General features: G+C 65.1%; 18 protein-coding genes and 4 pseudogenes. 7 read left to right on the top strand and 15 right to left on the bottom strand.

Annotated features, from left to right (window positions below):
* The 5 genes from WPS_RS09415 to WPS_RS09395 form a co-directional block, all read right to left on the bottom strand.
* Positions 1-624 carry a hypothetical protein gene (locus tag WPS_RS09415; RefSeq protein WP_317994252.1) on the bottom strand — a complete coding sequence of 208 codons (624 nt, stop codon included), beginning with the start codon at positions 622-624 and terminating at the stop codon, positions 1-3.
* 107 nt (positions 625-731) lie between these two features.
* A complete protein-coding gene (locus WPS_RS09410; RefSeq protein WP_317994251.1) occupies positions 732-1,109 on the bottom strand; it encodes a PAS domain-containing protein in 378 nt (125 codons plus the stop codon).
* Between the two features lie 59 nt (positions 1,110-1,168).
* Complete coding sequence (locus WPS_RS09405; RefSeq protein ID WP_317994250.1) at positions 1,169-2,680, bottom strand: acyl--CoA ligase; 1,512 nt, start codon at positions 2,678-2,680, stop codon at positions 1,169-1,171.
* Between the two features lie 5 nt (positions 2,681-2,685).
* Positions 2,686-3,465 carry an MFS transporter gene (locus tag WPS_RS09400; protein ID WP_405054875.1) on the bottom strand — a complete coding sequence of 260 codons (780 nt, stop codon included), beginning with the start codon at positions 3,463-3,465 and terminating at the stop codon, positions 2,686-2,688.
* 135 nt (positions 3,466-3,600) lie between these two features.
* Positions 3,601-3,795: a hypothetical protein gene (locus WPS_RS09395; RefSeq protein WP_317994249.1), complete on the bottom strand. Its 195-nt coding sequence runs from the start codon at positions 3,793-3,795 to the stop codon at positions 3,601-3,603.
* A 265-nt stretch (positions 3,796-4,060) separates the two neighbouring features.
* Between WPS_RS09395 and WPS_RS09390 the strand changes: the two genes are divergently transcribed.
* Positions 4,061-5,080, top strand: coding sequence for a ketopantoate reductase family protein (locus tag WPS_RS09390; protein WP_405054874.1), 1,020 nt, complete (start codon positions 4,061-4,063; stop codon positions 5,078-5,080).
* A gap of 2 nt (positions 5,081-5,082) precedes the next feature.
* On the opposite strand, the gene WPS_RS09385 is transcribed toward WPS_RS09390, so the two are convergent.
* The gene (locus tag WPS_RS09385) at positions 5,083-6,354 is read right to left on the bottom strand and encodes an SUMF1/EgtB/PvdO family nonheme iron enzyme (protein ID WP_317994247.1); all 1,272 of its coding nucleotides are present in this window, start codon (positions 6,352-6,354) and stop codon (positions 5,083-5,085) included.
* A gap of 389 nt (positions 6,355-6,743) precedes the next feature.
* Here WPS_RS09385 and WPS_RS09380 point away from each other — a divergent pair, with 389 nt between their 5' ends.
* Positions 6,744-7,067: a hypothetical protein gene (locus WPS_RS09380; protein WP_317994246.1), complete on the top strand. Its 324-nt coding sequence runs from the start codon at positions 6,744-6,746 to the stop codon at positions 7,065-7,067.
* Between the two features lie 45 nt (positions 7,068-7,112).
* Here the strand turns inward: WPS_RS09380 and WPS_RS09375 are convergent, their stop codons facing one another.
* The gene (locus WPS_RS09375; RefSeq protein ID WP_317994245.1) at positions 7,113-8,330 is read right to left on the bottom strand and encodes an IS256 family transposase; all 1,218 of its coding nucleotides are present in this window, start codon (positions 8,328-8,330) and stop codon (positions 7,113-7,115) included.
* 73 nt (positions 8,331-8,403) lie between these two features.
* Between WPS_RS09375 and WPS_RS09370 the strand changes: the two genes are divergently transcribed.
* On the top strand, positions 8,404-8,844 hold the full coding sequence (locus WPS_RS09370; protein ID WP_317997526.1) for a phytanoyl-CoA dioxygenase family protein: 441 nt from the start codon (positions 8,404-8,406) through the stop codon (positions 8,842-8,844).
* Here WPS_RS09370 and WPS_RS09365 read toward each other — a convergent pair.
* Together WPS_RS09365 and WPS_RS09360 are read right to left on the bottom strand one after the other, a co-directional pair.
* A complete protein-coding gene (locus WPS_RS09365) occupies positions 8,779-9,312 on the bottom strand; it encodes a hypothetical protein (RefSeq protein ID WP_317994244.1) in 534 nt (177 codons plus the stop codon). The two genes, WPS_RS09370 and WPS_RS09365, sit on opposite strands and share 66 nt — an antisense overlap.
* Positions 9,309-9,728: a SpoIIE family protein phosphatase gene (locus WPS_RS09360; RefSeq protein WP_317997525.1), complete on the bottom strand. Its 420-nt coding sequence runs from the start codon at positions 9,726-9,728 to the stop codon at positions 9,309-9,311. The genes WPS_RS09365 and WPS_RS09360 overlap by 4 nt, the downstream gene beginning before the upstream one ends.
* Positions 9,729-9,842: 114 nt before the next feature.
* On the opposite strand from WPS_RS09360, the pseudogene WPS_RS09355 reads away from it, so the two are divergent.
* Both WPS_RS09355 and WPS_RS09350 read left to right on the top strand, forming a co-directional pair.
* Positions 9,843-10,239 (top strand): annotated as a pseudogene (locus WPS_RS09355) (transposase); the annotation flags it as partial.
* Between the two features lie 100 nt (positions 10,240-10,339).
* A complete protein-coding gene (locus WPS_RS09350; RefSeq protein ID WP_317994243.1) occupies positions 10,340-11,557 on the top strand; it encodes an IS256 family transposase in 1,218 nt (405 codons plus the stop codon).
* 100 nt (positions 11,558-11,657) lie between these two features.
* Here the strand turns inward: WPS_RS09350 and WPS_RS18170 are convergent.
* The 5 genes and pseudogenes from WPS_RS18170 to WPS_RS09330 form a co-directional block, all read right to left on the bottom strand.
* Positions 11,658-11,720: pseudogene (locus WPS_RS18170) on the bottom strand (hypothetical protein); the annotation flags it as partial.
* Between the two features lie 241 nt (positions 11,721-11,961).
* Positions 11,962-12,270 (bottom strand): annotated as a pseudogene (locus WPS_RS18385) (hypothetical protein); the annotation flags it as partial.
* Between the two features lie 105 nt (positions 12,271-12,375).
* On the bottom strand, positions 12,376-13,845 hold the full coding sequence (locus tag WPS_RS09340; protein WP_317994241.1) for an SDR family oxidoreductase: 1,470 nt from the start codon (positions 13,843-13,845) through the stop codon (positions 12,376-12,378).
* Entirely contained in the window at positions 13,842-14,081 is a 240-nt protein-coding gene (locus tag WPS_RS09335) for a hypothetical protein (protein ID WP_317994240.1), read from the bottom strand. The genes WPS_RS09340 and WPS_RS09335 overlap by 4 nt, the downstream gene beginning before the upstream one ends.
* Positions 14,078-14,290: a hypothetical protein gene (locus WPS_RS09330; protein WP_317994239.1), complete on the bottom strand. Its 213-nt coding sequence runs from the start codon at positions 14,288-14,290 to the stop codon at positions 14,078-14,080. Before WPS_RS09330 ends, WPS_RS09335 begins: the two co-directional genes overlap by 4 nt.
* A gap of 312 nt (positions 14,291-14,602) precedes the next feature.
* Here WPS_RS09330 and WPS_RS18165 point away from each other — a divergent pair.
* Together WPS_RS18165 and WPS_RS18160 are read left to right on the top strand one after the other, a co-directional pair.
* Positions 14,603-15,271 (top strand): annotated as a pseudogene (locus tag WPS_RS18165) (divalent metal cation transporter); the annotation flags it as partial.
* A complete protein-coding gene (locus tag WPS_RS18160; protein ID WP_405054948.1) occupies positions 15,153-15,605 on the top strand; it encodes a divalent metal cation transporter in 453 nt (150 codons plus the stop codon). The pseudogene WPS_RS18165 and the gene WPS_RS18160, both read left to right, overlap by 119 nt.
* A 384-nt stretch (positions 15,606-15,989) precedes the next feature.
* Here WPS_RS18160 and WPS_RS09320 read toward each other — a convergent pair whose 3' ends face one another.
* Positions 15,990-20,840, bottom strand: a complete 4,851-nt coding sequence (locus WPS_RS09320; protein ID WP_317994238.1) for an adenosylcobalamin-dependent ribonucleoside-diphosphate reductase — start codon at positions 20,838-20,840, stop codon at positions 15,990-15,992.
* Positions 20,841-20,885 lie beyond the last annotated feature (45 nt).

Below are 20,885 nucleotides of genomic sequence, written 5' to 3'. Positions count from 1 at the left end.
CTACGAGGCGGGTTCGAGCGACCGCAGGCCGTCGCCGCCGACGGCGAGACGGCGGTTGTGCTCGAGGGCGCAGCGCCGGCATCGTCCCGTCCGCGAACGGGCCGAGATCGGGGTGCCGCAGCCGCAACGCACGATCGGCGCCGATGCCGACGAGTCGGTTTCGGGGGTCCGCCGGACCGGGATCGGTGTCGGGCGGCGGAGCAGCGCGACCAGGATCGCCGTCAGCAGCACGGCGTTCAGACCGCCGCACACCAGGACCCCGAGCGCGCCGTACATCAGCAGCCGGCGGAGTTGGCCCAACTCCGCCGGGATGCGTTCGACGTCGCGCACGGCCCCGGGAATGTCGACGGCTTCGAGCGCGGGAGCGGCGGGCACCGGTGCCGCTGCGGCCGGCACGTCGGATCCCGCCAAGGGCGCGATCGCGAACGCGCTGAGCGTCTTCGCGCCCGAACCCGTGACGGTCACGCCTTCGGTGAACGCGAGATGGTGGTAGGAGGTCGAGCGGAGTGCTGCGCCGTGCAGCCCGTGTGACGTCGGAAGGACGTCGCGAGCGCATCCTGCGTTCGCCAGCACGAGCACACCGAGTCCGATGGCGGCACCCGCAATGCGGATCGCCGTTCTCATAGTACTCTCGGTATCGTCGGGAACGGCGCTCGACCATAGATCCCGCCGCCCCGCCGCGCATCAACTGCGAAGCGGATCACTGCGCGGGCGCCGTGCCGGCGCCGCGGCTAGTCGTTCTTCGAGCGGCGGCTCACGAGCACGTTGATCTCGTCGAAGCCGGCCTTGCGGATGAGCGTGATCCCGACGTCCTGCGTGCCCCACGCGAACCGAAAGACGAAATCGAACCGCTCGACCTTCGAATCGTGATGCTGGGTGAAGGCCTCGAAGCGGCCCTGAAAATCCTTGACCGCGGTGCACGGGGCGACGTCGCGGAAGAAGTTCAGGCCGATCGTCTCATCTTGGTTGCGCCGCGCGAGCAGCGCTTCGGTGCGATTGTATCGAACGATCGTCGCGTCCCGGTTCAAGGTGATCACGCCGTCCGGAAACGCGTCGAGCTCGGCACGGTTCATGGTGAAGAGCCGCTCGTCGACCACTTCCTCGCTCATGATTCGAAGCGAGAGACGTCCTCCGCGGCGTCCTTGTTCCGAAAACCGTACGGCAGCGTTCAGCCGGGCGGCGCGAACGCGGCGGCGACGAGACGGCGCTGCACCTTGCCCGTCGCGGTCTTCGGGATCGCGTCGGTGAGGAAGAAGCGCTTGGGGACCTTGAAGGGGGCGAGGTGGGCGCGGACGTGGTCGGCGAGTTCGCCCTCGGTGACGCCGTCGCACACGATGACCGCGGCAGCGACGTCTTCGCCGTACTTCTCGTCGGGGAGCGCGAAGGTCACCGCTTCGACGACGCCCGGATGCTTGGCGAGCACTTCGTCGATCTCGACCGGCGAGATCTTCTCGCCGCCGCGATTGATCAATTCCTTGATGCGTCCGACCAGCGTGAGGTAACCGCGCTCGTCGAGTTTACCGCGGTCGCCGGTGCGGAACCAGCCGTGCGTAAACGCGGCTGCGTTCGCTTCGGGATTGTTGTGATACCCGCGCATCACGTTGCGTCCGCGCACGACCACCTCGCCCTCGCCGTGCGGCGGGAGCAGCGTCCCCGCATCATCCATGATCGCGACCTCGACGTGCGCGCCGACGCCGACCGATCCGGCGCGCCGCTCGCCGTCGAGCGGGTTTGCGCACATCTGGTGCGCCGCTTCGGTCATTGAGTACGCTTCGATCACCGGGACGCCGAAGCGCGCTTCGAGCTTGTGAAACTCGGCCGCCGGGAGCGCAGAGCTCGACGAGCGCAGGAACCGCAAGGTGTGCTCCCACGCGTGCGGCGCGCCGTCGTCGTCGGCGCGCAGGAGCAGGGTGCGATAGATCGTCGGCACGGCGCTGACGACGGTGGCGCCGTACTCGCGCACCGCCGGCCAGAACGCGCTCGCAGAGAACTTCGGCGGGACGACGACCGACGCGCCGACACCCAAGAAGGCAAGCGTCGAGAAGACGATGCCGTGGATGTGGAAGAGCGGCATCACGCACAGCGAGACGTCTTGCGGCGTAAGCCGATACCAGCGTGCGATGTTGTCGGCGGAAGCGCACAGGTTGACGTGGCGCAGCGGGACGCCCTTGGGCCGGCTCGTCGTTCCGCTGGTGTGCAGGAACAGCGCGACGTCGTCGGCGCACGGCGGCTCGAGCTCCGCACCGTCCGGCGTCGCGCCCGTGCTCACCCTGCCGTCGGCGGCGATGGTGACGTCGGCGACGGGAATTCCGAGCGCCGCGGCGGCTTCGCGCGCGGCCGCGCCCGCGCCCGGCGGGACCAGCAGCAGCGCCGGACCGATGTCTTCGAGATAGAACGCGAACTCGTCGCGCGTGTACGCCGGGTTGAGCGGAGCGGCGATCGCACGCGCGCGCGTGATGCCCAGAAACGCCGCGACGATGCCGAGGCCGTTCGGAACGGCAAGCGCGACTGTGTCGCCCGCCGCGATACCGCGACCGCGCAGTTCGCGCGCGAAGTCGTCGATCGTCGCGCGCAGCGCACCGTAGGTCAAGCCCGGACCGCCGGGCTCGGCGAGAGCGGGCGCGGAGGCATCGCCCCCGGCGAGCAGTTCGGCGACGGTGTCGGAGACGGTGCGGTGCATCGCTCCTAGCGTACTGCGGCGGCAGCGGCCGCACCCGCCGGTGCGGGGCGCTGCCCTTCGGCTGCGAGTCGACGCTCGCGCATCGGCTTGAGCACGAACACGGCAAGCAGCGCGGTGACGATGTTGAACGCGACCAGCACCGTCACCACCGAGGACCAGGTGCCCGTCGTGTCGCGAATTTGGCTGGCGATGGGGACGATCAGCGCGGCGGTGCCTTTCGCCGTGTAGAGCAGCCCGCAGTTGACGGTGGCGAACTTGCGGCCGTAGAGATCGGTGCACGTCGCGGGGAAGAGACTACAGATTTCGCCCGACGCGATGAACGTCGCGCCGGCGCAGACGACGAAGCCCCACGGGTTGTGCGCGACGAAGAGCAGGCCGATCAGGCCGAACGCTTCGAGCGCGAAGGCCAGCGCCATCGTGACCTCACGGCCGATCCGGTCGGAGAGCCCGCCGAAGATCACGCGGCTGCCGCCGTTGAGCACGTTGTCGACGATCGGCGCGAACGGCAGCGCCATGACGACGAAACCGATCACGTGCAGCGGCGCCTTCGCAATCCCGTAATCCTTCGACAGCGGCGCGACCTGCGCGGTCATGAAGAGCAGCCCGGTCGCGATCATCACGAACATGACGTAGAGCAGATAGAATTGCGGCGAGCGCAGCATCTCGAGCGGCGTCGAATCGTACGCGCTCTGCGCGACCCGGCTCGCGACCGGAGCGGGTACGCGGTCGTCGTTGCCGGGGAAGCGGACGAGAAACGCGACGGCGAGCACGACGAGACCCTGCACGATGCCGAACGTCCAAAACGCCGACGCGTAACCGGCCGTCGCGATCGTCGACGAGATCGGCAGGACCGTCAGCGCCGCGCCCCCGCCGAAGCCGGCGGCGGTGATGCCGGCGGCGAGACCGCGCTTGTCGGGGAATCACTTCACCGCCGAACCGACCATCGTGCCGTACACGCAGCCGGCGCCGATCCCGCCTAGGATCGAGGCGGCGTAGAGCATCGGGAGCGTCGCCGCGTGCGCGCTGAGCATCCACGATGCGCCGACCAGAACGCCCGCGACGGCGACGAACGGCGTCGGTCCGAAACGGTCGACGAGCCAGCCGTTGACCGGCACACCAGCCAGACTTGGAAGAGGACGAAGAGGAAGAACGCGTACTGGATCGCGCCCTTGCTCCAGTGCGGATGCGCATCCTGGAGAGGCGCCACGAACAGCGTCCAGCCGTACTGCAGGTTCGCGATCATGACCATCGCGACGAATCCGAGTGCGAGCTGCACCCACCGGTTCTCGAGCGGAGCGGTTGCGGTCAACGACGAGGCCTCCGGACGAACGCGCAAAAAATGGGTCGAGCAGCATGCCCGACGAGAGGACGAGCGTACACATGGAAGCCCTGAGCGGCAACGGTTCGCGCGCAGGAGGTCGGTTTTGCGTCGTGGGTGCCGGCGCGATCGGCGCCTACGTCGGCGCGGCGCTCGCTCGCGGGGGTGCGGACGTCACGTTGATCGCGCGCGGGGCGCACCTCGCGGCGATGCGGGAGCACGGCGTCGAGGTGCGTTCCGAGCGAGGAGACTTTCATGCCCGCGTCGCCGCGACCGACGAGATCGCCGCGGTCGGCGTCGTCGATTGCGCGATCGTCGCGCTCAAAGCGCACCAGATCGCGCCGCTGCTGCCGCAGATCTGCACCCTCATCGGTCCGCGCACGCGTGTCGTCGGGATGCAGAACGGTCTGCCGTGGTGGTATTTCCAGCGGCTCGCGGGGCCGTACGAAGACCTGGTGCTGCAGAGCGTCGATCCCGGCGGGACGCTGGCCGCGGCGTTCGATCCGGACCGGGTCGTCGGCTGCGTGATCTACTGCGCGACGGAGATCGCTTCGCCCGGCGTGATCCGGCACGTCGAAGGGACGCGGTTCTCGCTGGGCACGCCCGGCGGCACGGTGGAAGAACCGCTGCAGCAGATCGCCGACGCGTTCGTCGCCGGCGGACTGAAGGCGCCCGTCGAGCGCGACCTCCGTCCGGAGATCTGGGTGAAACTGCTCGGCAACGCGTCGCTAAACCCGATCTCTGCGCTCACGCGCGCGACGCTCGCCGGGATGATGCGCGACGCGCAGGCCGCCGGCCTCGTGCGCGAGATGATGGAGGAGTGCGCGGCGCTCGCCGGCGCGCTCGGCGTGACGCTTCCGATCTCGATCGAGAAGCGGATGGACGGCGCGCGCCGCGTCGGCGAGCACAAGACTTCGATGCTGCAGGACGTCGAGGCCGGACGCCCGCTCGAGCTCGACGTCCTCTTAGGAGCGATCGTCGAGCTCGGCGCGGTGCTGGGTGTCCCGGTCCCGGCGTCGCGGCACGTCTACGCGCTCGCGAGCCTCCTCAACGCGACGCTCGTGGCCGCGCGTCCCGCCTGAGGTCAGTCGTACGCGCGCCGGAAGGTCGCGTACACGTAGGAATAGTCGTAGTAGAACCAGTTGCGGAGCGACCGCCGCACCAGCGTCGACGCCGTGACCGGCGAGGCGCCCTTGATCACGTAGTGCATCCCGTCGAAGAAGTCGTTCGAGTACAGCGGGTACGACGCCATCGGCGCAAAGCCGTCGAACGGCGCGAACGGCGTCGCGGTCCACTCCCAGCCGTTGCCGACGAGATCGTGCACGCCGAACGCGCTCGCGCCGCGCGGCGACGAGCCGGCGGGTTCGGGATCGAAGCGGCGCCAGCCGAAGTTCCCGTGCTGCGCCGGATCCGGCGCCGCGTCGCCCCATGGCTGAAGCCGCTCCTCGCCGCCGGGCGTTCCGTAGGCGGCGCGATGGTACTCCGCTTCCGTCATCAGGCGGCCGCCGCTCCAGCGCGCGAACGCGGCGGCTTGTTCCTGGGTCGCGTACACCGGCCACGAGAGCGGGAGCGGGAGATCTTCGAAGACGCCGCGCAGCATCCACGCGCCGTCGCGCTCGAACCAGTTGATCGGAACCGGGCCGCCGTCGCGCACGAACGCCAGGTAGTCGCCGTTGGTGACGTCGTACGCGTCGACGCCGAACGCGTTCACCGCGACGACGTGCTCGTCGAACTCGTTGTCCCAGCCGAAGGGGATCGCCCCGCGCCGTGCGCCGAGCGTCGCGCTGCCCGCCGGGATCGCGATCGGCGCGCGCGGCGGCGGTGCCGCGTCGCGGTGCTCGCCGCGCGGCCCGCGCTGCTTTTCGCGCGCGAGCCGGTGCACGATGTACGTGAGCGTCTCGTGATGCATCTCTTCGTGCTCAAGCACGTTCCACGCCGCTTCGGCATGGAGCAGCCGCGGGTTCGAGGGATCGTCGAGCGTCGCGTGCGCATAGGCGTCGAAGATCGCCGCATCGCAGGCGTCGGTGAAGCGGTGCACCGTCTCGCGCGACGGCCACGCCGCGCGCTTGTGCGCGGCGGCGGCGCCCGCGTCGCGCGGATCGATTCCGCGGTTGAAGAGCTTTTCGAATTCGGGGTCGATCGAGGGACGTCCCAGCGCGTCGCGCACCAAGGTGACGAACGCGAACGTGGGGATGTGTCCGTCGTAGAACACGAACGGATGGCGCAGCGGGATCGGCGCATCTTCGTACGCGTCGGGCGCGATCATCGCGAAAAGCTGCGCGGTGCGCAGACGGTTCGCACGGTAGCGCGCCGCCATCGCGGCACGATCGAGGGAAGCGGGGGCGAGGATGTCCACCCTCGGAATTTACCCGCCCGGGATGCGTCTCCCGCGCGGCGCTCGGCCGGCAAGAAGGCGAGCTGTTCCTCTTTCTGGACGCCTTAGCGTCAAGCCGGTGCCGGAGAACCGGTTTCGAGCACCCAGTCACGAGGCTGACGATCGGGGCCGTTTCGCTTGGCTGCGGGGGGCGAACTCGTCGGCCGCACGGGCCCGAGCGTCGGGGAGTTCGACGTTTCCGATCGACACGTTTGTCGCTGTCGCGCGGCGTTCTGGTGCTCGGTCCCGTCGCCGGGGCTGCGAGGCGCGTGTTCGTTCATGCCTGACCGGTGAAGAACGGCTTCACCCTGCGGCACCGGAAGTTCCAGGAGCGGTCGAGGTCATCAAGGCTCCTCGGAGAATCTCGAGCGATGGCTTGGGAAGCCGTAACGGCAATCGCCACAGCGTTTATCGGCGCCGTCATTGCCGTTACGGCGATCATCGCGCTGCGTGAAGTCCGCGTCGGCGCCGCGCAGGTGCGGGCGACGAGACATCAGCTCGAGCATCTGCAAAAGGCGACGCAGTTTGAAGGAGCGCTCGCGGTCTTCGCAGAGCTCGATAGCGACATGCAAACCGAAGCGCGTCACTACGTTCAATTCGAGCTGGGAGCGAAACTGGAAGACGATGCCTATCGCGACGAGGTTGCATTCGTCAACGGCGCGGACGAAATGGTCCATCGCGAGCTCATCGTCTAGTCAAGTCCCAAATCTGCTGTAATTCCGGTTCGTCGATCGCGTAAGTTAGGCTGCTCGTCTGTCTCGTTTTACGGCGGCCGGCTTGGCCACCGTCGTTGCTTTCCATTCGAAGTATTCGGTCATGTCGAAGTAGGCTCGGCCTAACCATTCGTCGTTTTGCTCGGAGAGTAACGCGCCGACCATGCGAATCGCCGCGGCGTCGTTTGGGAAAATGCGAATGACTTTCTCCCGGCGACGAATCTCTTCATTGAGCCGCTCTTGCATGTTGCTCGTGCGCAGTCGCCGACGATATTTCTCCGGCAGCGGCAAGATCGCAAGCATGTCTTCGAACGCTCCTTCCAAGCACACGCACGACTTGGGCGCCGTTTCTGCGAAGCGGGCCATGAATTCCGCATATCGACGCTCGGCCTCTTTGCGATCAGTTGCGAGGAAGATCAGCCGAGCTGCAGCGGTTACGTTTTCCCGTTCTTTCTTGGGCGCGTGATCGAGCAAGTTCTTCATCACGTGGAACTGGCAACGCTGCCACGTCGCGCCGACGAATTGCTTGGCGATCGCCTCGCGTAAGCCCGAGTGATTGTCGGAGACGGCAACGTCGACGCCGTGCAAGCCGCGTGCTTTGAGGCCGCAAAAGAACTCGTTCCACGTCGCAAAGCTCTCCGAATCGCCGATCGAAAGACCAAGGATTTCTCGGTATCCGTCAGCACGAATGCCGCTCGCGATGAGGAGCGCTTTGCTGACGACGCTCTTGTCGGTGCGCACCTTCGTGAAGAGCGCGTCAACGATGATGAACGGGTACGCCGCGTCGAGCCGACGATTCAAGAATCCCGCGACCGGCTCGTCAAGGGCCTTCGCGAGGCGACTGAACGTCGACTTCGAAAACGACGTCCCACACAGACCTTCGGTTATCCGCGTGACCTTCCGCGTCGAGACGCCGTTGACGACCATCTCCATCAGGCCCACGACAAAGGCTTGTTCGCTGCGGCGATAACGCTCAAAGATGTCGGTTGAGAAGCTGCCGTCGCGCGTCTGCGGCACGCGCAGGACCAGCGAGCCGACGCGGGTCGAGAGCTGTCGATCGCGATACCCATTCCGATAGCCCTCCCGTTCTTGACAGCGTTCGTACCGCTCGGCGCCCAGATGATCGCGCATCTGCGCCTCGAGCACTTGGTTCAAAATCGTTTCGACGAGCTTCCCGAGCGCCGCAGGTTGATCGAGCAACGCTGGAATCGCGTCGCGGGATAGGGTAAGATCGTAATCGGCCACCGTTCCGGTCCTTTCGATTGAAGTGTTGTCAACGTCAATCTTCGAACCGGAGCGGTGGCTACCCGCCCGCTGAATTTACATCAATTATAGGGACTCTGCCACGTTCCTGGTGATGCTTGACGAAGCGACGGAGATGGGCGGCTGTCTCTGCTTCGTCCCGGGCTCGCACAAACACGGCGTGCTGCCGGCGGCGAAGGACCAGACGACGACGTCGTACCCGCAGTGGGCGGTGGAGAAGGAGCCGATGCGCGCGTTCTTGCGCGCCAACCCCGCGCCCGTCGCAATCACCGGTGGACCGGGAACGGCGGTGCTCTTTCACTGCAACATCGTGCACGGGTCTGGTCACAACCTCTCCGCCAACGACCGCTGGCACGTCTACGTCGCCTATAACCCCAGCGCGAATCAACCCGATCCGATCCCGCCGCACCCGCGCCCGGATTACGTCGTTTCACGGAACTACGCGCCGCTCGAGATCGGGGCCGATTATCGCCTCGATGCACCGATGCCGGCGTAGGACCTGTTCCGGGCGGGCGCCGTCGATGCTGCCGTGGGCGGGTGCGGCCCGGGCGCGATCCGGGAGTCGTGACGCGCGCAGCACGGCGCGTGCGTGACTTCCGCGCCGGGGCGGCGCAGGACGCTGAAGTCCTCGACGAGTGCCGTGACGAGAAACAAGCCGCGACCGTTTTCGGACATGATGTCCGACGGCAGATGCGGCACGTACCGAAATCCCGGTCCGCTGTCGTACGTGCAGGACCCTTTCCCACGCGAAACGGACGTCGACTTCCGCTCCGGCGTAGCGCAGCGCGTTCCCGATCAGCTCGCTGAACACGAGCTCCACGTTGGCGACGTCCTGCTTCGTGACGCCGTCGGCGGAAAGCGCGTCGCGGATCGCCGTCCGTGTCGCGTCGGCTGCCGTGCGATCGCGGGGGTCGAACGTGCGACGGATGCCGTCTTCGGGATCGGCGCCGTCGCGAGTGGTCATGATTGCGACGTCGTCACGTATCTCGCCGTCGAGGACGGAGCAGCGATCAGGGCGGCGGGGTCTTCGGCCGTGTCGAACGTGCGATCGGCGAGGATTGCGCGGAGTCGCGCTTCTCCGAGTTCGTAGTCGCAGGCTGCCTCCATCAAGCCGTCCGTGACGCACACGAGCACCGAACCTGCTATGAGTTCGGCAGTTGGGTATTGTTCGTCTCCTCGCGTACGCAGCCCGAGCGGCAACCCGCCGCCCGCGAGCTCGGGGACGCTGCCGTCGAGCAGGCGCATCAGCGGCCGGGGGTGTCCCGCATTGGCGTAGGTCTTCACGCCTTCATCGTCGATCATGGCCATGAACGCCGTAACGATGAAGTGCGGGTACTCTTCGCGCAGCGCGCGATCCGCTGCATCGAGCACTGCTCCCAGCGGGATCTGGAGCGGCCGAGTCCCTATAATTGATGTAAATTGAGCGGGCGGGTAGCCACCGCTCCGGTTCGAAGATTGACGTTGTTCAACACCTCAATCGAAAGGACCGGAACGGTGGCCGATTACGATCTTACCCTATCCCGCGACGCGATTCCAGCTTTGCTCGATCAGCCGGCAGCGCTCGGCAAACTCGTCGAAGTGATTCTCAACCAAGTGCTCGAGGCACATGCGCGATCATCTGGGTGCCGAGCGTTACCAGCGCTGCGAAGAACGGGAGGGCTATCGAAATGGGTATCGCGATCGACAGCTCTCGACCCGCGTCGGCTCGCTGGTCCTGCGCGTGCCGCAGACGCGCGACGGCAGCTTCTCAACCGACATCTTCGAGCGTTATCGCCGCAGCGAACAAGCCTTCGTCGTGGGCCTGATGGAGATGGTCGTCAACGGCGTCTCGACGCGGAAGGTCACGCGGATAACCGAAGGCCTCTGCGGGACGTCGTTTTCGAAATCGACGGCCGAGTCCGTATAATTGATGTAAATTGAGCGGGCGGGTAGCCACCGCCCCGGTTCGAAGATTGACGTTGTTCAACACCTCAATCGAAAGGACCGAAACGGTGGCCGATTACGATCTTACCCTATCCCGCGACGCGATTCCAGCTTTGCTTGATCAGCCGGCGGCGCTCGGCAAACTCGTCGAAGTGATTCTCAACCAAGTGCTCGAGGCACAGATGCGCGATCATCTGGGCGCCGAGCGGTACGAGCGCTGTGAAGAACGGGAGGGCTATCGAAATGGGTATCGCGATCGACAGCTCTCGACCCGCGTCGGCTCGCTGGTCCTGCGCGTGCCGCAGACGCGCGACGGCAGCTTCTCAACCGACATCTTCGAGCGTTATCGCCGCAGCGAACAAGCCTTCGTCGTGGGCCTGATGGAGATGGTCGTCAACGGCGTCTCGACGCGGAAGGTCACGCGGATAACCGAAGGCCTCTGCGGGACGTCGTTTTCGAAATCGACGGTAAGTCGCCTTACGAAGGCACTCAACGAACCGGTCGCGGGATTCTTGAATCGCCGGCTCGACGCAGCGTACCCATTCATCATCGTTGACGCGCTCTTCACGAAGGTGCGCACCGACAAGAGCGTCGTCAGCAAAGCGCTGCTCATCGCGAGCGGCATTCGTGCTGACGGATACCGCGAGATCCTTGGTCTTTCGATCGGCGATTCGGAGAGCTTTGCGACGTGGAACGAGTTCTTTTGCGGCCTCAAAGCACGCGGCTTGCACGGCGTCGACGTTGCCGTCTCCGACAATCACTCGGGCTTACGCGAGGCGATCGCCAAGCAATTCGTCGGCGCGACATGGCAGCGTTGCCAGTTCCACGTGATGAAGAACTTGCTCGATCACGCGCCCAAGAAAGAACGCGAAAACGTAACCGCTGCAGCTCGGCTGATCTTCCTCGCAACTGATCGCAAAGAGGCCGAGCGTCGATATGCGGAATTCATGGCCCGCTTCGTAGAAACGGCGCCCAAGTCGTGCGTGTGCTTGGAAGGAGCGTTCGAAGACATGCTTGCGATCTTGCCGCTGCCGGAGAAATATCGCCGGCGACTGCGCACGAGCAACATGCAAGAGCGGCTCAATGAAGAGATTCGTCGCCGGGAGAAAGTCATTCGCATCTTCCCAAACGACGCCGCGGCGATTCGCATGGTCGGCGCGCTACTCTCCGAGCAAAACGACGAATGGTTAGGCCGAGCCTACTTCGACATGACCGAATACTTCGAATGGAAAGCAACGACGGTGGCCAAGCCGGCCGCCGTAAAACGAGACAGACGAGCAGCCTAACTAACGCGATCGACGAACCGGAATTACAGCAGATTTGGGACTTGACTATCTGGAGCTGCGCGGCGACGCGCAGCGCCTGCCGGACCTTCGACATGATCACGGAAGCGACGAGACCCTTTCCGGTCACATCGCAGACCGACACCTCCACGCGCCCGTCGCTCATCCGAAACGCGTTGTACCAGTCGCCGCCGATTTCGAGATCGCCGGTGCCGGGCCGGTAGACCGCGGAGAGACCGAAGCATCCGATGCGCTTCGGGAGCGTCGCTAGCGACGCGTCCTGGAGCGTGCGGGCGATGTGGGCTGACGCTCGTAACGGCGAAGCGGGAGTCGCGTTCGACGAGCGTTTCGTGGAGGATCGCGTTGAGCCGGTCGAGTTCGACCGGGGAGCGCAGCGCGATCGCTCTCGGCAGAAGCGGGACCAGCATCGCGGCCGTCGCGACCGAGGCAAGTGCAGTCGTCGCTTTCGCCGCACCCTCGAACCAGTACGCGGGGTGCCAGATCACCCAGATCGAAATCAGATGCGTGCACCCGCACGAGACGATGAAGAGCGAGAACATCCAGAAGATCGGTGAGAACGGCACGTCGCGACGGCGACGAACGAACCAGACGAGTAACGCCGGAATCGAAAAAGGCGCCAGTGCGACGAGCGCGTCGGAGACGACGTGCAGCGTGAGTACGCCGGGCTGCCATAAGAAGCACAGCCCGTGCGGCATGAAGCCGGCGTTCACGAACGAACCATCCGCATTCCCTCCTCCGAGGAGTGGATGGAGTCATTGCGCTTCCGGTGCAGGCAGCCTTCCCGAGCGGGAGCCGGCGGGTTAGCCGGCGACGACCATCCGTCCGCGTTCGATGGACGCTTCCGCTTCGCGCACGATCCGCGTCGCGAGATTCGCGAAGATGAAGCCGTGGAACGGCATCACGCTGTACCAATACAGAAAGCCGAGGATCCCGCGCGGATCGAAGAATGCGGTCTGCCGCAGCGATGTCGTGCCGTCGTCGTTGGCGATCGCTTCGAATTGCAGCCACGCGTGGCCGGGGAGCTTCATCTCGGCCCGCAGCCGCAGCAGCGACGGCGGCCGGTAGGCTTCGACGCGCCAGAAATCGACGGCGTCGCCGACGCGCAGCTCCGTTGCCGAACGCCTCCCCCGGCGCGTGCCGATTCCCCCGACCATGCGGTCCATGACTCCGCGCAGTTCCCACAGCCAGTCGGCGTAGAGCCATCCCTTCGTGCCGCCGAGGCTGGTGAAAACGCGGAAGAGCGCCGTCGCGGACGCGTGCGCGACGCGCTCGCGGCGGTCGATCAGCATCCCTTGCTCCGAGCCGGCGAACTCGCCCGGCAGCGCCCGCACGTCGAAGGCGTCGAACCAGGTCGTGGCAGGGCCCGTGGAGGCGTACCGATCGAGCGCGCGGCGGACGGCTTCGTCGTAACCGATAGGGCAGATCGCCGGGAAGAGTTCGCGCGCTGAGGGTTCGCGTACGACGACTTCGTTGAAGAGACCCTCGACCAGCGGCCGCGCGATTGGCGAGGGGATCGGGGTGACGAAGTGAATCCAGTACGAGGAGAGCCGCGGGCTGAAGAACGGCACGACGACGATGCGCCGCGCGAGGCCGCGCAAGCGCGCGTACCGGAGCATCATGTCGCAGTACGGCAAGACGTCGGCGCCGCCGATCCCGACGATGCGGCCGCGATCCGGCGGGAGGGTGAGCGCCGCGACGAGGTAAGTGATGACGTCCCGGACGGCGATCGGCTGGCATCGCGTGCGCACCCATTTCGGTGCGATCATGACCGGAAGCCGTTCGGTGAGATACCGCAGCATCTCGAACGAGATGCTGCCGGAGCCGACAATGATCGCCGCACGGAACTCGATGACCGGAACACCGCCCGCGCGCAGTTCTTCGCCGACTTCGTGACGGCTGCGCAAGTGCTTGGAGAGAGCGCGGCGCGGGCGCTCTTCGCCGAGCCCGCCCAGGTAGATGATGCGCGCGAGACCGGCGGCGCGCGCGTGGGCGCCGAACCGCCGCGCCGCGTCGCGATCGCGCTGCCGGAAGTCGTGGCGATCATCGGACATCGAGTGGACGAGATAGTACGCGGTGTCGCATCCCGTCATCGCCGCACGTACGGAATCGTCGTCGAAGACATCGCCGCCGACGACTTCGACGCCCGGAAAGCGATCGAGCAGACGCGCCGGATCGCGGACGAAGCAACGGACGTCGTGTCCGGCGGCGAGCAGTTCCGGGACGAGCCGGCCGCCGATGTAGCCGGTCGCCCCGGTGACGAGGATCTTCACGCGCCTAGGCGCGCGATCGTCGCCCGCGCGACGCGCACGTTCACGCGCAGCCCCCCCCGGCGCAGGAGGCGCGACGCGCTGCGCAAGCCGCGAACGAGCGGCGCAGCATGGCGAAGTAGGGCGAAGAGAGCGGAAGCATCCCCACGCACGTCGGCAATGAGGATGCGGCCGGTGCCGTAGATGTTGATCGAGACGCCGGGACCGGACACTGCGAGCATCGCGCTCGCTTCGATCACGGCCGTTCCGTCGTGCGGATCGTCAGTCCGCCGCTCAGACGCCAGACGGCCTGCGGCGCGTCCGGACGCGCGGCACTCGGCACACCGATCTGCATATCGTCGAAGCGGTACTCGATGCTTGCGCCGCGGCCGGTAAGAAATCCGTATAGCCCTTCGGCGAGTTCCGGCCAGGTGGTGGTTTCGGGTTTTCCGTCAACCGTGTTTCGCACAGGTTCAACCTTTCAAGGATGGTGTGTACGTAGAGCGAGGGTCAGGCGGTGAAGTTCCCCGATGACGTTGGCAGCCGATGAAGAAGCGCCTTGAACGACCGAGGGCTTGGAGGGAGGCGTCGTTCGCGTGCAGCGAGTTCGATGAAGGTGGGGCAGGCAAGTCTCAAGACTGCGTGGGAGCGGCTGCGCGAGCACCCGTTGGCGAATCGGGCCCGAACTCATCACCGGCGTTGCCGATGACGACCCGAGCGGGATCGCGACATATTCTCAGGCCGGTGCGCAGTCGTGCGCGCGCCGCAGTTAGGGCGGAACATGCTCCGGACGATGCCGCTGCCGTTTCCGCTGATGGCAGCAATCCAGTCGATGTGCGGGCGCATCGGTCGCGTAACGGGAAAGGGCCTCGCCGCCAACATCAAGGGCGCGTTTCCGCGGATCGTGCTGCAGTGTGTCGTGCCGCTGCTCCTGATCGCGAACACGCTCAACATCTCTGCCGACGTCGCGGCGATGGGCGAGGAGGCGCAGCTGGTCAGCGGGATCGACCGCCATCTCATGACGGCGTTCTTCGTGCTCGCGACGCTGGCGCTGCAAGTGTTCGTGCCGTATCACCGATACGTCTTTTTCTAGCAGTAGCTGAGCCTTTCGCTGATCGCCTACGCGGCGGCGCCCTTCACTGTGCACGTTCCTTGGCATGAGGTGGCGTTGCGAACCGTGTGGCCGAAGCTGCACGTCGACGCGAACGCGGCGGCGGTGATCTCGGCGTGTTCGGGACGACGATCAGTCCGCATCTCGTTTTTGACAGCGTCGGAGGAAGTCGAGGACATGCAGGCGGACCGGAGTGCAGCTCCGCTCGTGCGCGACCGGCGTGCGCGCCGGCCGAACTGCGGCCTATCCGCTGGGGATACGTGGAGCGGGATGTTCTACTCGGATATCTCCGCGTATTTCATCATCCTCGCAACCGCCGTCACGTTGCACGTCGGCGGCATCTCCGACATCACCACCCCCGCCCAGGCCGCGAGCGCGCTTCGTCCGCTGGCGCGGCAGGTTCGCCTCGACGCTATTCGCCGGCGGTATTCTCGGCGTCGGGCTGATCGGCGTCCCGGTGCTGGCAGGTTCGGCTGCCTATGCGCTCTCGGAGGCGATCGGCTGGAAAGAAGTTCTCGAGCGGAAAGCGACGGGCGCGCGCGGGTTTTACGGTGTCCTCTCCGTCAGCGTGCTTTATGGTTTGGTGGTTCAGTACTCGCCGATCAGTCCGATGAAAGCGCTATTCTGGAGCGCCGTGATCGACGGCGTGGTCGCCGTCCGCTCATGGTCGTGATCATCGTCTGGGTGTCGAAGAAGTCCTCGATGGGTGCGTTCACCGTGGGCCGGCCGACGATCGTTCTGGGCTGGATCGCCACGGCGGTGATGGGCCTTGCTGCGATTCGGATGTTCATCCCGGGGTGACTGCGGACGGTTTGGTTTGCGGCCGATCGTGCGCGCGGTGCGGCTCGCCGCGGATCTCCGTCGAGTCGAACCAATGATAAAACTGTTTCGCACGAAAGCGGCGGTTCGGCGCGGTTGCGCGCAGGTTACTTCGCAGCGCTGGGCCAGTGGGCTCTGCAACGGGTCGCGGTGAGAACGCCGTCACGCGACCGCAAACGAAAAACGGACCGACGAATCGGTCCGTTCTCGTGGTTGGCGTGTCGGTCGGCTTACGAGTCTACGAGCAACCGCTGGTCGTTCCGCAACTGTCGCACTTCAGGCACGTGCCGTTCCGTACGAGCGTGAACTGACCGCACTGCGTGCAGGCATCACCGCTGTAGCCTTTGGCAATCGCTTCGCGTGCCTTCGCCGCGACGATCTGACCTTTCGCGGTTCCGGACACGGTGGGCGTTACCAAGACGACCCCGACGGGTTCAGGAGTGCGCGTGACCGGCGTCGCGGGGGGGGGCGTTGCGGCCGGCGCGATCGCCTTCGGTTGCGTGTAGGTGCGGACTTCCATTTCCTCTTCGCCGACGTACTCGGGTTCCGGGCCCATCGCGTCTACGGCTTGCGACGGCTGCACCTGTGCGAGATCGTAGCGGCCGAGATAGCTCACGGCGAGTTCGCGGAAGATGTAGTCGAGGATGGACGTCGCCATCTTGATGTTCTCGTGGCCGACGACCGGGCCGTTCGGCTCGAAGCGTGTGAACGTGAACGCGTCCACATATTCTTCGAGCGGTACGCCGTGCTGCAGCCCGAGCGACACTGCGATCGCGAAATTGTTCATCAGGCTGCGGAAGGCGGCGCCCTCCTTGTGCATGTCGATGAAGATCTCGCCGAGCGACTGATCGTTGTACTCGCCGGTACGCAGATAGACTTTGTGGCCGCCGATGACCGCCTTTTGCGTGTAGCCGCCGCGGCGATCCGGCATCCGCCGGCGCTTGGCGATGTACCGGTAGACGACGCGCTCGGCGACGCGGACCGGGCCGTCGTAGCCGGTGGTCTGCGGCTGATCGAGGTCGTCTCCGCCGCCGATGTCATAGCTCGCGGCGAGCGGCTGCGAGAGCTTCGAGCCGTCGCGGTAAAGGGCGACCGCCTTGACCATCCGCTCCCACGAATAGCGGTAGGCTTCCTTGACGTCGGCGATCGTCGCCGACTGGGGAAGGTTGATGGTTTTGGAGATCGCACCGGAAACGAACGGCTGCGCCGCCGCCATCATGTCGACGTGCGCGAGGGGGCGAATGAATCGCGCTCCGTGTTTGCCGCACGGGGTCGCGCAGTCGAAAACCGGCAAGTGCTCGTCCTTGAGGAACGGCGCACCCTCGAGGGTCATCCGGCCACAGATGACGTCGGATGCTTCCTCGATCTGCGCGTTCGTGAAACCAAGTGTATCGCGCAGGATCGAGTGATTCCAATCGGCGAGCTGCTGATCGGTCATGCCGAGGTTCTGTTTGCAGAACTCCAGGCCGAGCACGTGCTGATTGAACACGAAGCCGATATCAAACGCTCCAGGAAGGCCCGCCTCGACGCGCGTTAGCGCATCGTCGTCAAATCCGCGCGCTTTGAGCGTCGCTCGATTGACGTGCGGTGCACCTTCAAGAGTGTTCGTGCCTTTGGCGAAGGTCTCGATGGCTGCGATCTGGTCGTTGTTGTACCCCAACCGGCGCAACGCAGGCTCGACGGATTGATTGACAATTTTGAAGTAGCCGCCACCCGCGAGCTTTTTGAATTTCACTAGCGCGAAATCCGGCTCGATCCCGGTCGTATCACAGTCCATGACAAGGCCGATCGTGTTGTGCGAGATGAACCCGTTCGCGACGTACGTGACATTGGCAGGCACGGAAAGATCGTACGTCAGGCGCTCGCCGCCGTCTTCGTTCGATGCGACGCGATCGTAGAAGAAGTTGAGCGCTGCGGTGACTTGGGGATGCTCCGTTTGCTCGAGAAGCGCGGTGGCCGAGGCGCGGCTGATCGCACCATCGTTCGGATGGCGGTATAACTGCACGCGCGAATACAGTTCGTTAGAGGTCGGCACGAGAGAGCGGACGAGATCGTCGGGAAGGGAAACCGCGTCTCCGTGGGTGCCTTGGACTGCCGTCGATACGACGGTCGCTTGCTGTTTTCGGCTTCCCAAGAAGCCGATCCGCTCCGCAAACGTCTGAGCGTATGCCGCGTTGCGCACGCGCAGAACGTACCGATCGCTCTGTCCCCAACCCGTCGTGTCAATCTTCGTGCTCGTCGGAATACCCAGACCCAACAGAACCGCCTTCACGTCTTCCGAGAACGTGCGGTTGACCGTCGACCAGCAGGCCGCGCCGTTGGTCACTGTTCCGGCGGCTTCGTAGAGACCGCGCAGAAACGCAGCGTAGATCACTGGATCATTGGTGGCCAGAATAGCATCGGGAATGCGGGGCACATAGCCCTTCCCTCGATGATCGGCGGTTGAAGGAAGCTTCGCAAAGCCGCAAGCTTCCCACCACATCGTTAAGGCGACGGAATTTGCAGCAAGCTCGAAGTACCCGCCCTTATCGCTTACCAGCGGTTCGATCGCGAACAACGTCCGGATACGCGCCGAGAGATGCTCGAGCACGTCGTGGTCGGCCGCGGCGACGCAAAACCGCAGACCTTCCGAATGCAGCGACCCGTCGCCCATGAAGTAGCCGACGATTTCCGCGAGTTCGGCGGTGACCGTACGCGGGACGCGCGTTGTGTAATCGGCCGTCCAGTATTCTTCGCCAAGCGGCGGGAGTGCAACGCTGTGGGGTGCTCCGACGAGCGCTCCCATCGAAAGCGCGACGACATCGTCGGAGCCGATATCACCGAAACGCTTCCAGACGAGATCTCCGCTCGCCGGGTCGACGACCTTGACGCGATGTGCCGGCGTGCCCTGGATGACATAGCCGTTTGCCGTCGTGATCTTGCGCGTGCGTTCCACGCCGTTGATATAGAATTTCGTCGCTTTCTGTTCGCCATCGTCGGTAAGGACGCGGAAGTCGACGTCTTGCCACTGATCGCCGTCGACATTGCCCAGCCGATCGAGGCGCACAAAACCGCGGTCGGTGGCGACGAGCGTTTCCCCAACGAGGCACCCCGTCGGCGCGATGACCGTCACTTGGGCGTTGCGGTAACCCGCGACTTCGCCGATGGCCAGCGCGTTGTCCCACGTCGAACGTGCGAGGGCCCACGTCTCTTGAGTGAACAGCGTCGGCTGATGCGTCGTGGGCGTTACCGTGAGCTCCTCGTACTCTTCGTTCGGCGCCGCATACGCTGCTCGACGATGATTTCGGAGAACGCGCCCCATCGATTCTTGATTGCGATCGTACGCAGCAAAGGCGCCCAGTTCGCGCGCGATCTCCGCGGACGTCTTGTACGCAGCACCCGTCATCAACGACGAGATGGCGGCGCACCAGCCGAATCCTTCGTTCGAATCATACGGCAGCCCCAGGCGCATCAGCAAGGTGCCCATATTCGCATAACCGAGGCCGAGCGTGCGGTACTCGAACGAACGTTTGGCGATCTCGCGTGACGGATATTGCGCCATCAGCACGGTGATCTCGAGGGTGAACGTCCAGATACGGCAGGCTTCCGCAAAGCGCTTCGCGTCGAAATGCCCATTTTCTGCGAGAAACGTGACGAGGTTCAGACTTGCTAGGTTGCACCCGGTATCATCGAGGAAAAGGTATTCGCTGCACGGATTGCTGGCGTTGATGCGTCCGTCGACTGCGCAGGTATGCCATTCGTTGATCGTGGTGTCGTACTGCACCCCAGGATCGGCGCATTGCCATGCTGCAACGGCGATTCGTTCCCACAGGTCTGCTGCAGGCACGGACTTCATCACCGTGCCGTTCGTGCGCGATGTGAGATCCCAGGTCTGACCTGCATCGAGTCGGGCGAAGAACTCGTTCGGAATTCGAATAGAGTTGTTCGAATTTTGGCCGGAGACCGTCCCATACGCCTTGGAATCCCAATTCGTGTCGTAGGTCTCGATTACCAATTCCCGATAGCCCTGACGAGCAAAATCGAGCGCGTACTGGACGTTTCCTTGCGGAATACCAGCGGAGAGCGATGCACGGATCGCAGAACGCAGCGCAGGGTTCAGCGCGGGGTCGAGTCGTGCCGATTCCGGAATCGTTTCGTCATACGCTGCTCGGAGGATCGCATTGAGATGCTTCTCACAGGTGATGGAGCCGGCGACGAGATCGGAGACCTTTTGCTCCTCCGTCACTTTCCACGTGATGAAATCTTCGATGTCGGGGTGGTCGAGTTTCAGCACGACCATCTTGGCAGCACGTCGCGTCGTTCCGCCGCTCTTGATCGCACCCGCAGCGCGATCGCCGACACGCAAGAACGACATGAGGCCGGAACTCGTGCCGCCGCCGGAGAGGCGCTCGCCCTCCGCACGGATGTTGGAGAAGTCGGAGCCGGTGCCCGCGCCATGCTTGAAAATGCGTGCCTCACGGACCCACAAGTCCATGATGCCGCCCTCGTTGACGAGATCGTCCCGCACCGATTGGATGAAGCACGCGTGTGCGGACGCATGCTCGTACGCGGACGTCGACTGCGCGAGGTCGCCGGTCTTGGGATCGACGTACCAGTGCCCTTGTGCGGGGCCGGCGATGCCGTACGCCCAGTGCAGGCCGGTGTTGAACCACTGCGGTGAGTTGGGGGCGCCGATCTGGCGCGCCAGCATCGCGCACATCTCCTCGTAATACGTGCGGGCCTGGAACTCGTCGTCGAAGTAGCCGTGCTTGAAGCCCCAGTACGTCCAGCAGCCGGCGAGGCGGTGGAAGACCTGGCGAGCGTCGGTTTCGGGACCGAATTTCGCGCCGGGCGCGGGCTCCGAGCGCCAGAGCCACTTGGGGACGCCGTCCTCGGGGACCTTGAGGAGCGTGTCGGGGATGCCGGCCTTGCGGAAGTATTTCTGGGCGATGATGTCGGTCGCGACCTGGGACCAGCCGCTCGGGATTTGCGCGTCCTTGAGCTCGAAGACCACTTTGCCGTCGGGGTTGGCGATGCGCGAGGTGCGCGCATCGAAGGACAGACCGGCGTAGGGATCGCCGGGAGCGGAGTAGGTGCGCGAGAACTTCATGCCGGCTGCCTCTTTGTCGCGAAAAGCGCTTCAAACGATGGGCTC

Source organism: Vulcanimicrobium alpinum (genome assembly GCF_027923555.1).
Classification (GTDB): Bacteria; Vulcanimicrobiota; Vulcanimicrobiia; order Vulcanimicrobiales; family Vulcanimicrobiaceae; genus Vulcanimicrobium; species Vulcanimicrobium alpinum.
The sequence above is the reverse complement of the archived record's forward strand: the minus strand, read 5'-3'. Positions and strand labels throughout refer to the sequence as shown.

Bases quoted from the DNA above. Each gene is read 5' to 3' on its own strand.
- WPS_RS09365 (WP_317994244.1), bottom strand. From the start codon at position 9,312: ATGACCACTCGCGACGGCGCCGATCCCGAAGACGGCATCCGTCGCACG.
- WPS_RS09380 (WP_317994246.1), top strand. From the start codon at position 6,744: ATGGCTTGGGAAGCCGTAACGGCAATCGCCACAGCGTTTATCGGCGCC.
- WPS_RS09390 (WP_405054874.1), top strand. From the start codon at position 4,061: ATGGAAGCCCTGAGCGGCAACGGTTCGCGCGCAGGAGGTCGGTTTTGC.
- WPS_RS09405 (WP_317994250.1), bottom strand. From the start codon at position 2,680: ATGCACCGCACCGTCTCCGACACCGTCGCCGAACTGCTCGCCGGGGGC.
- WPS_RS09415 (WP_317994252.1), bottom strand. From the start codon at position 624: ATGAGAACGGCGATCCGCATTGCGGGTGCCGCCATCGGACTCGGTGTG.
- WPS_RS09320 (WP_317994238.1), bottom strand. From the start codon at position 20,840: ATGAAGTTCTCGCGCACCTACTCCGCTCCCGGCGATCCCTACGCCGGT.
- WPS_RS09410 (WP_317994251.1), bottom strand. From the start codon at position 1,109: ATGAGCGAGGAAGTGGTCGACGAGCGGCTCTTCACCATGAACCGTGCC.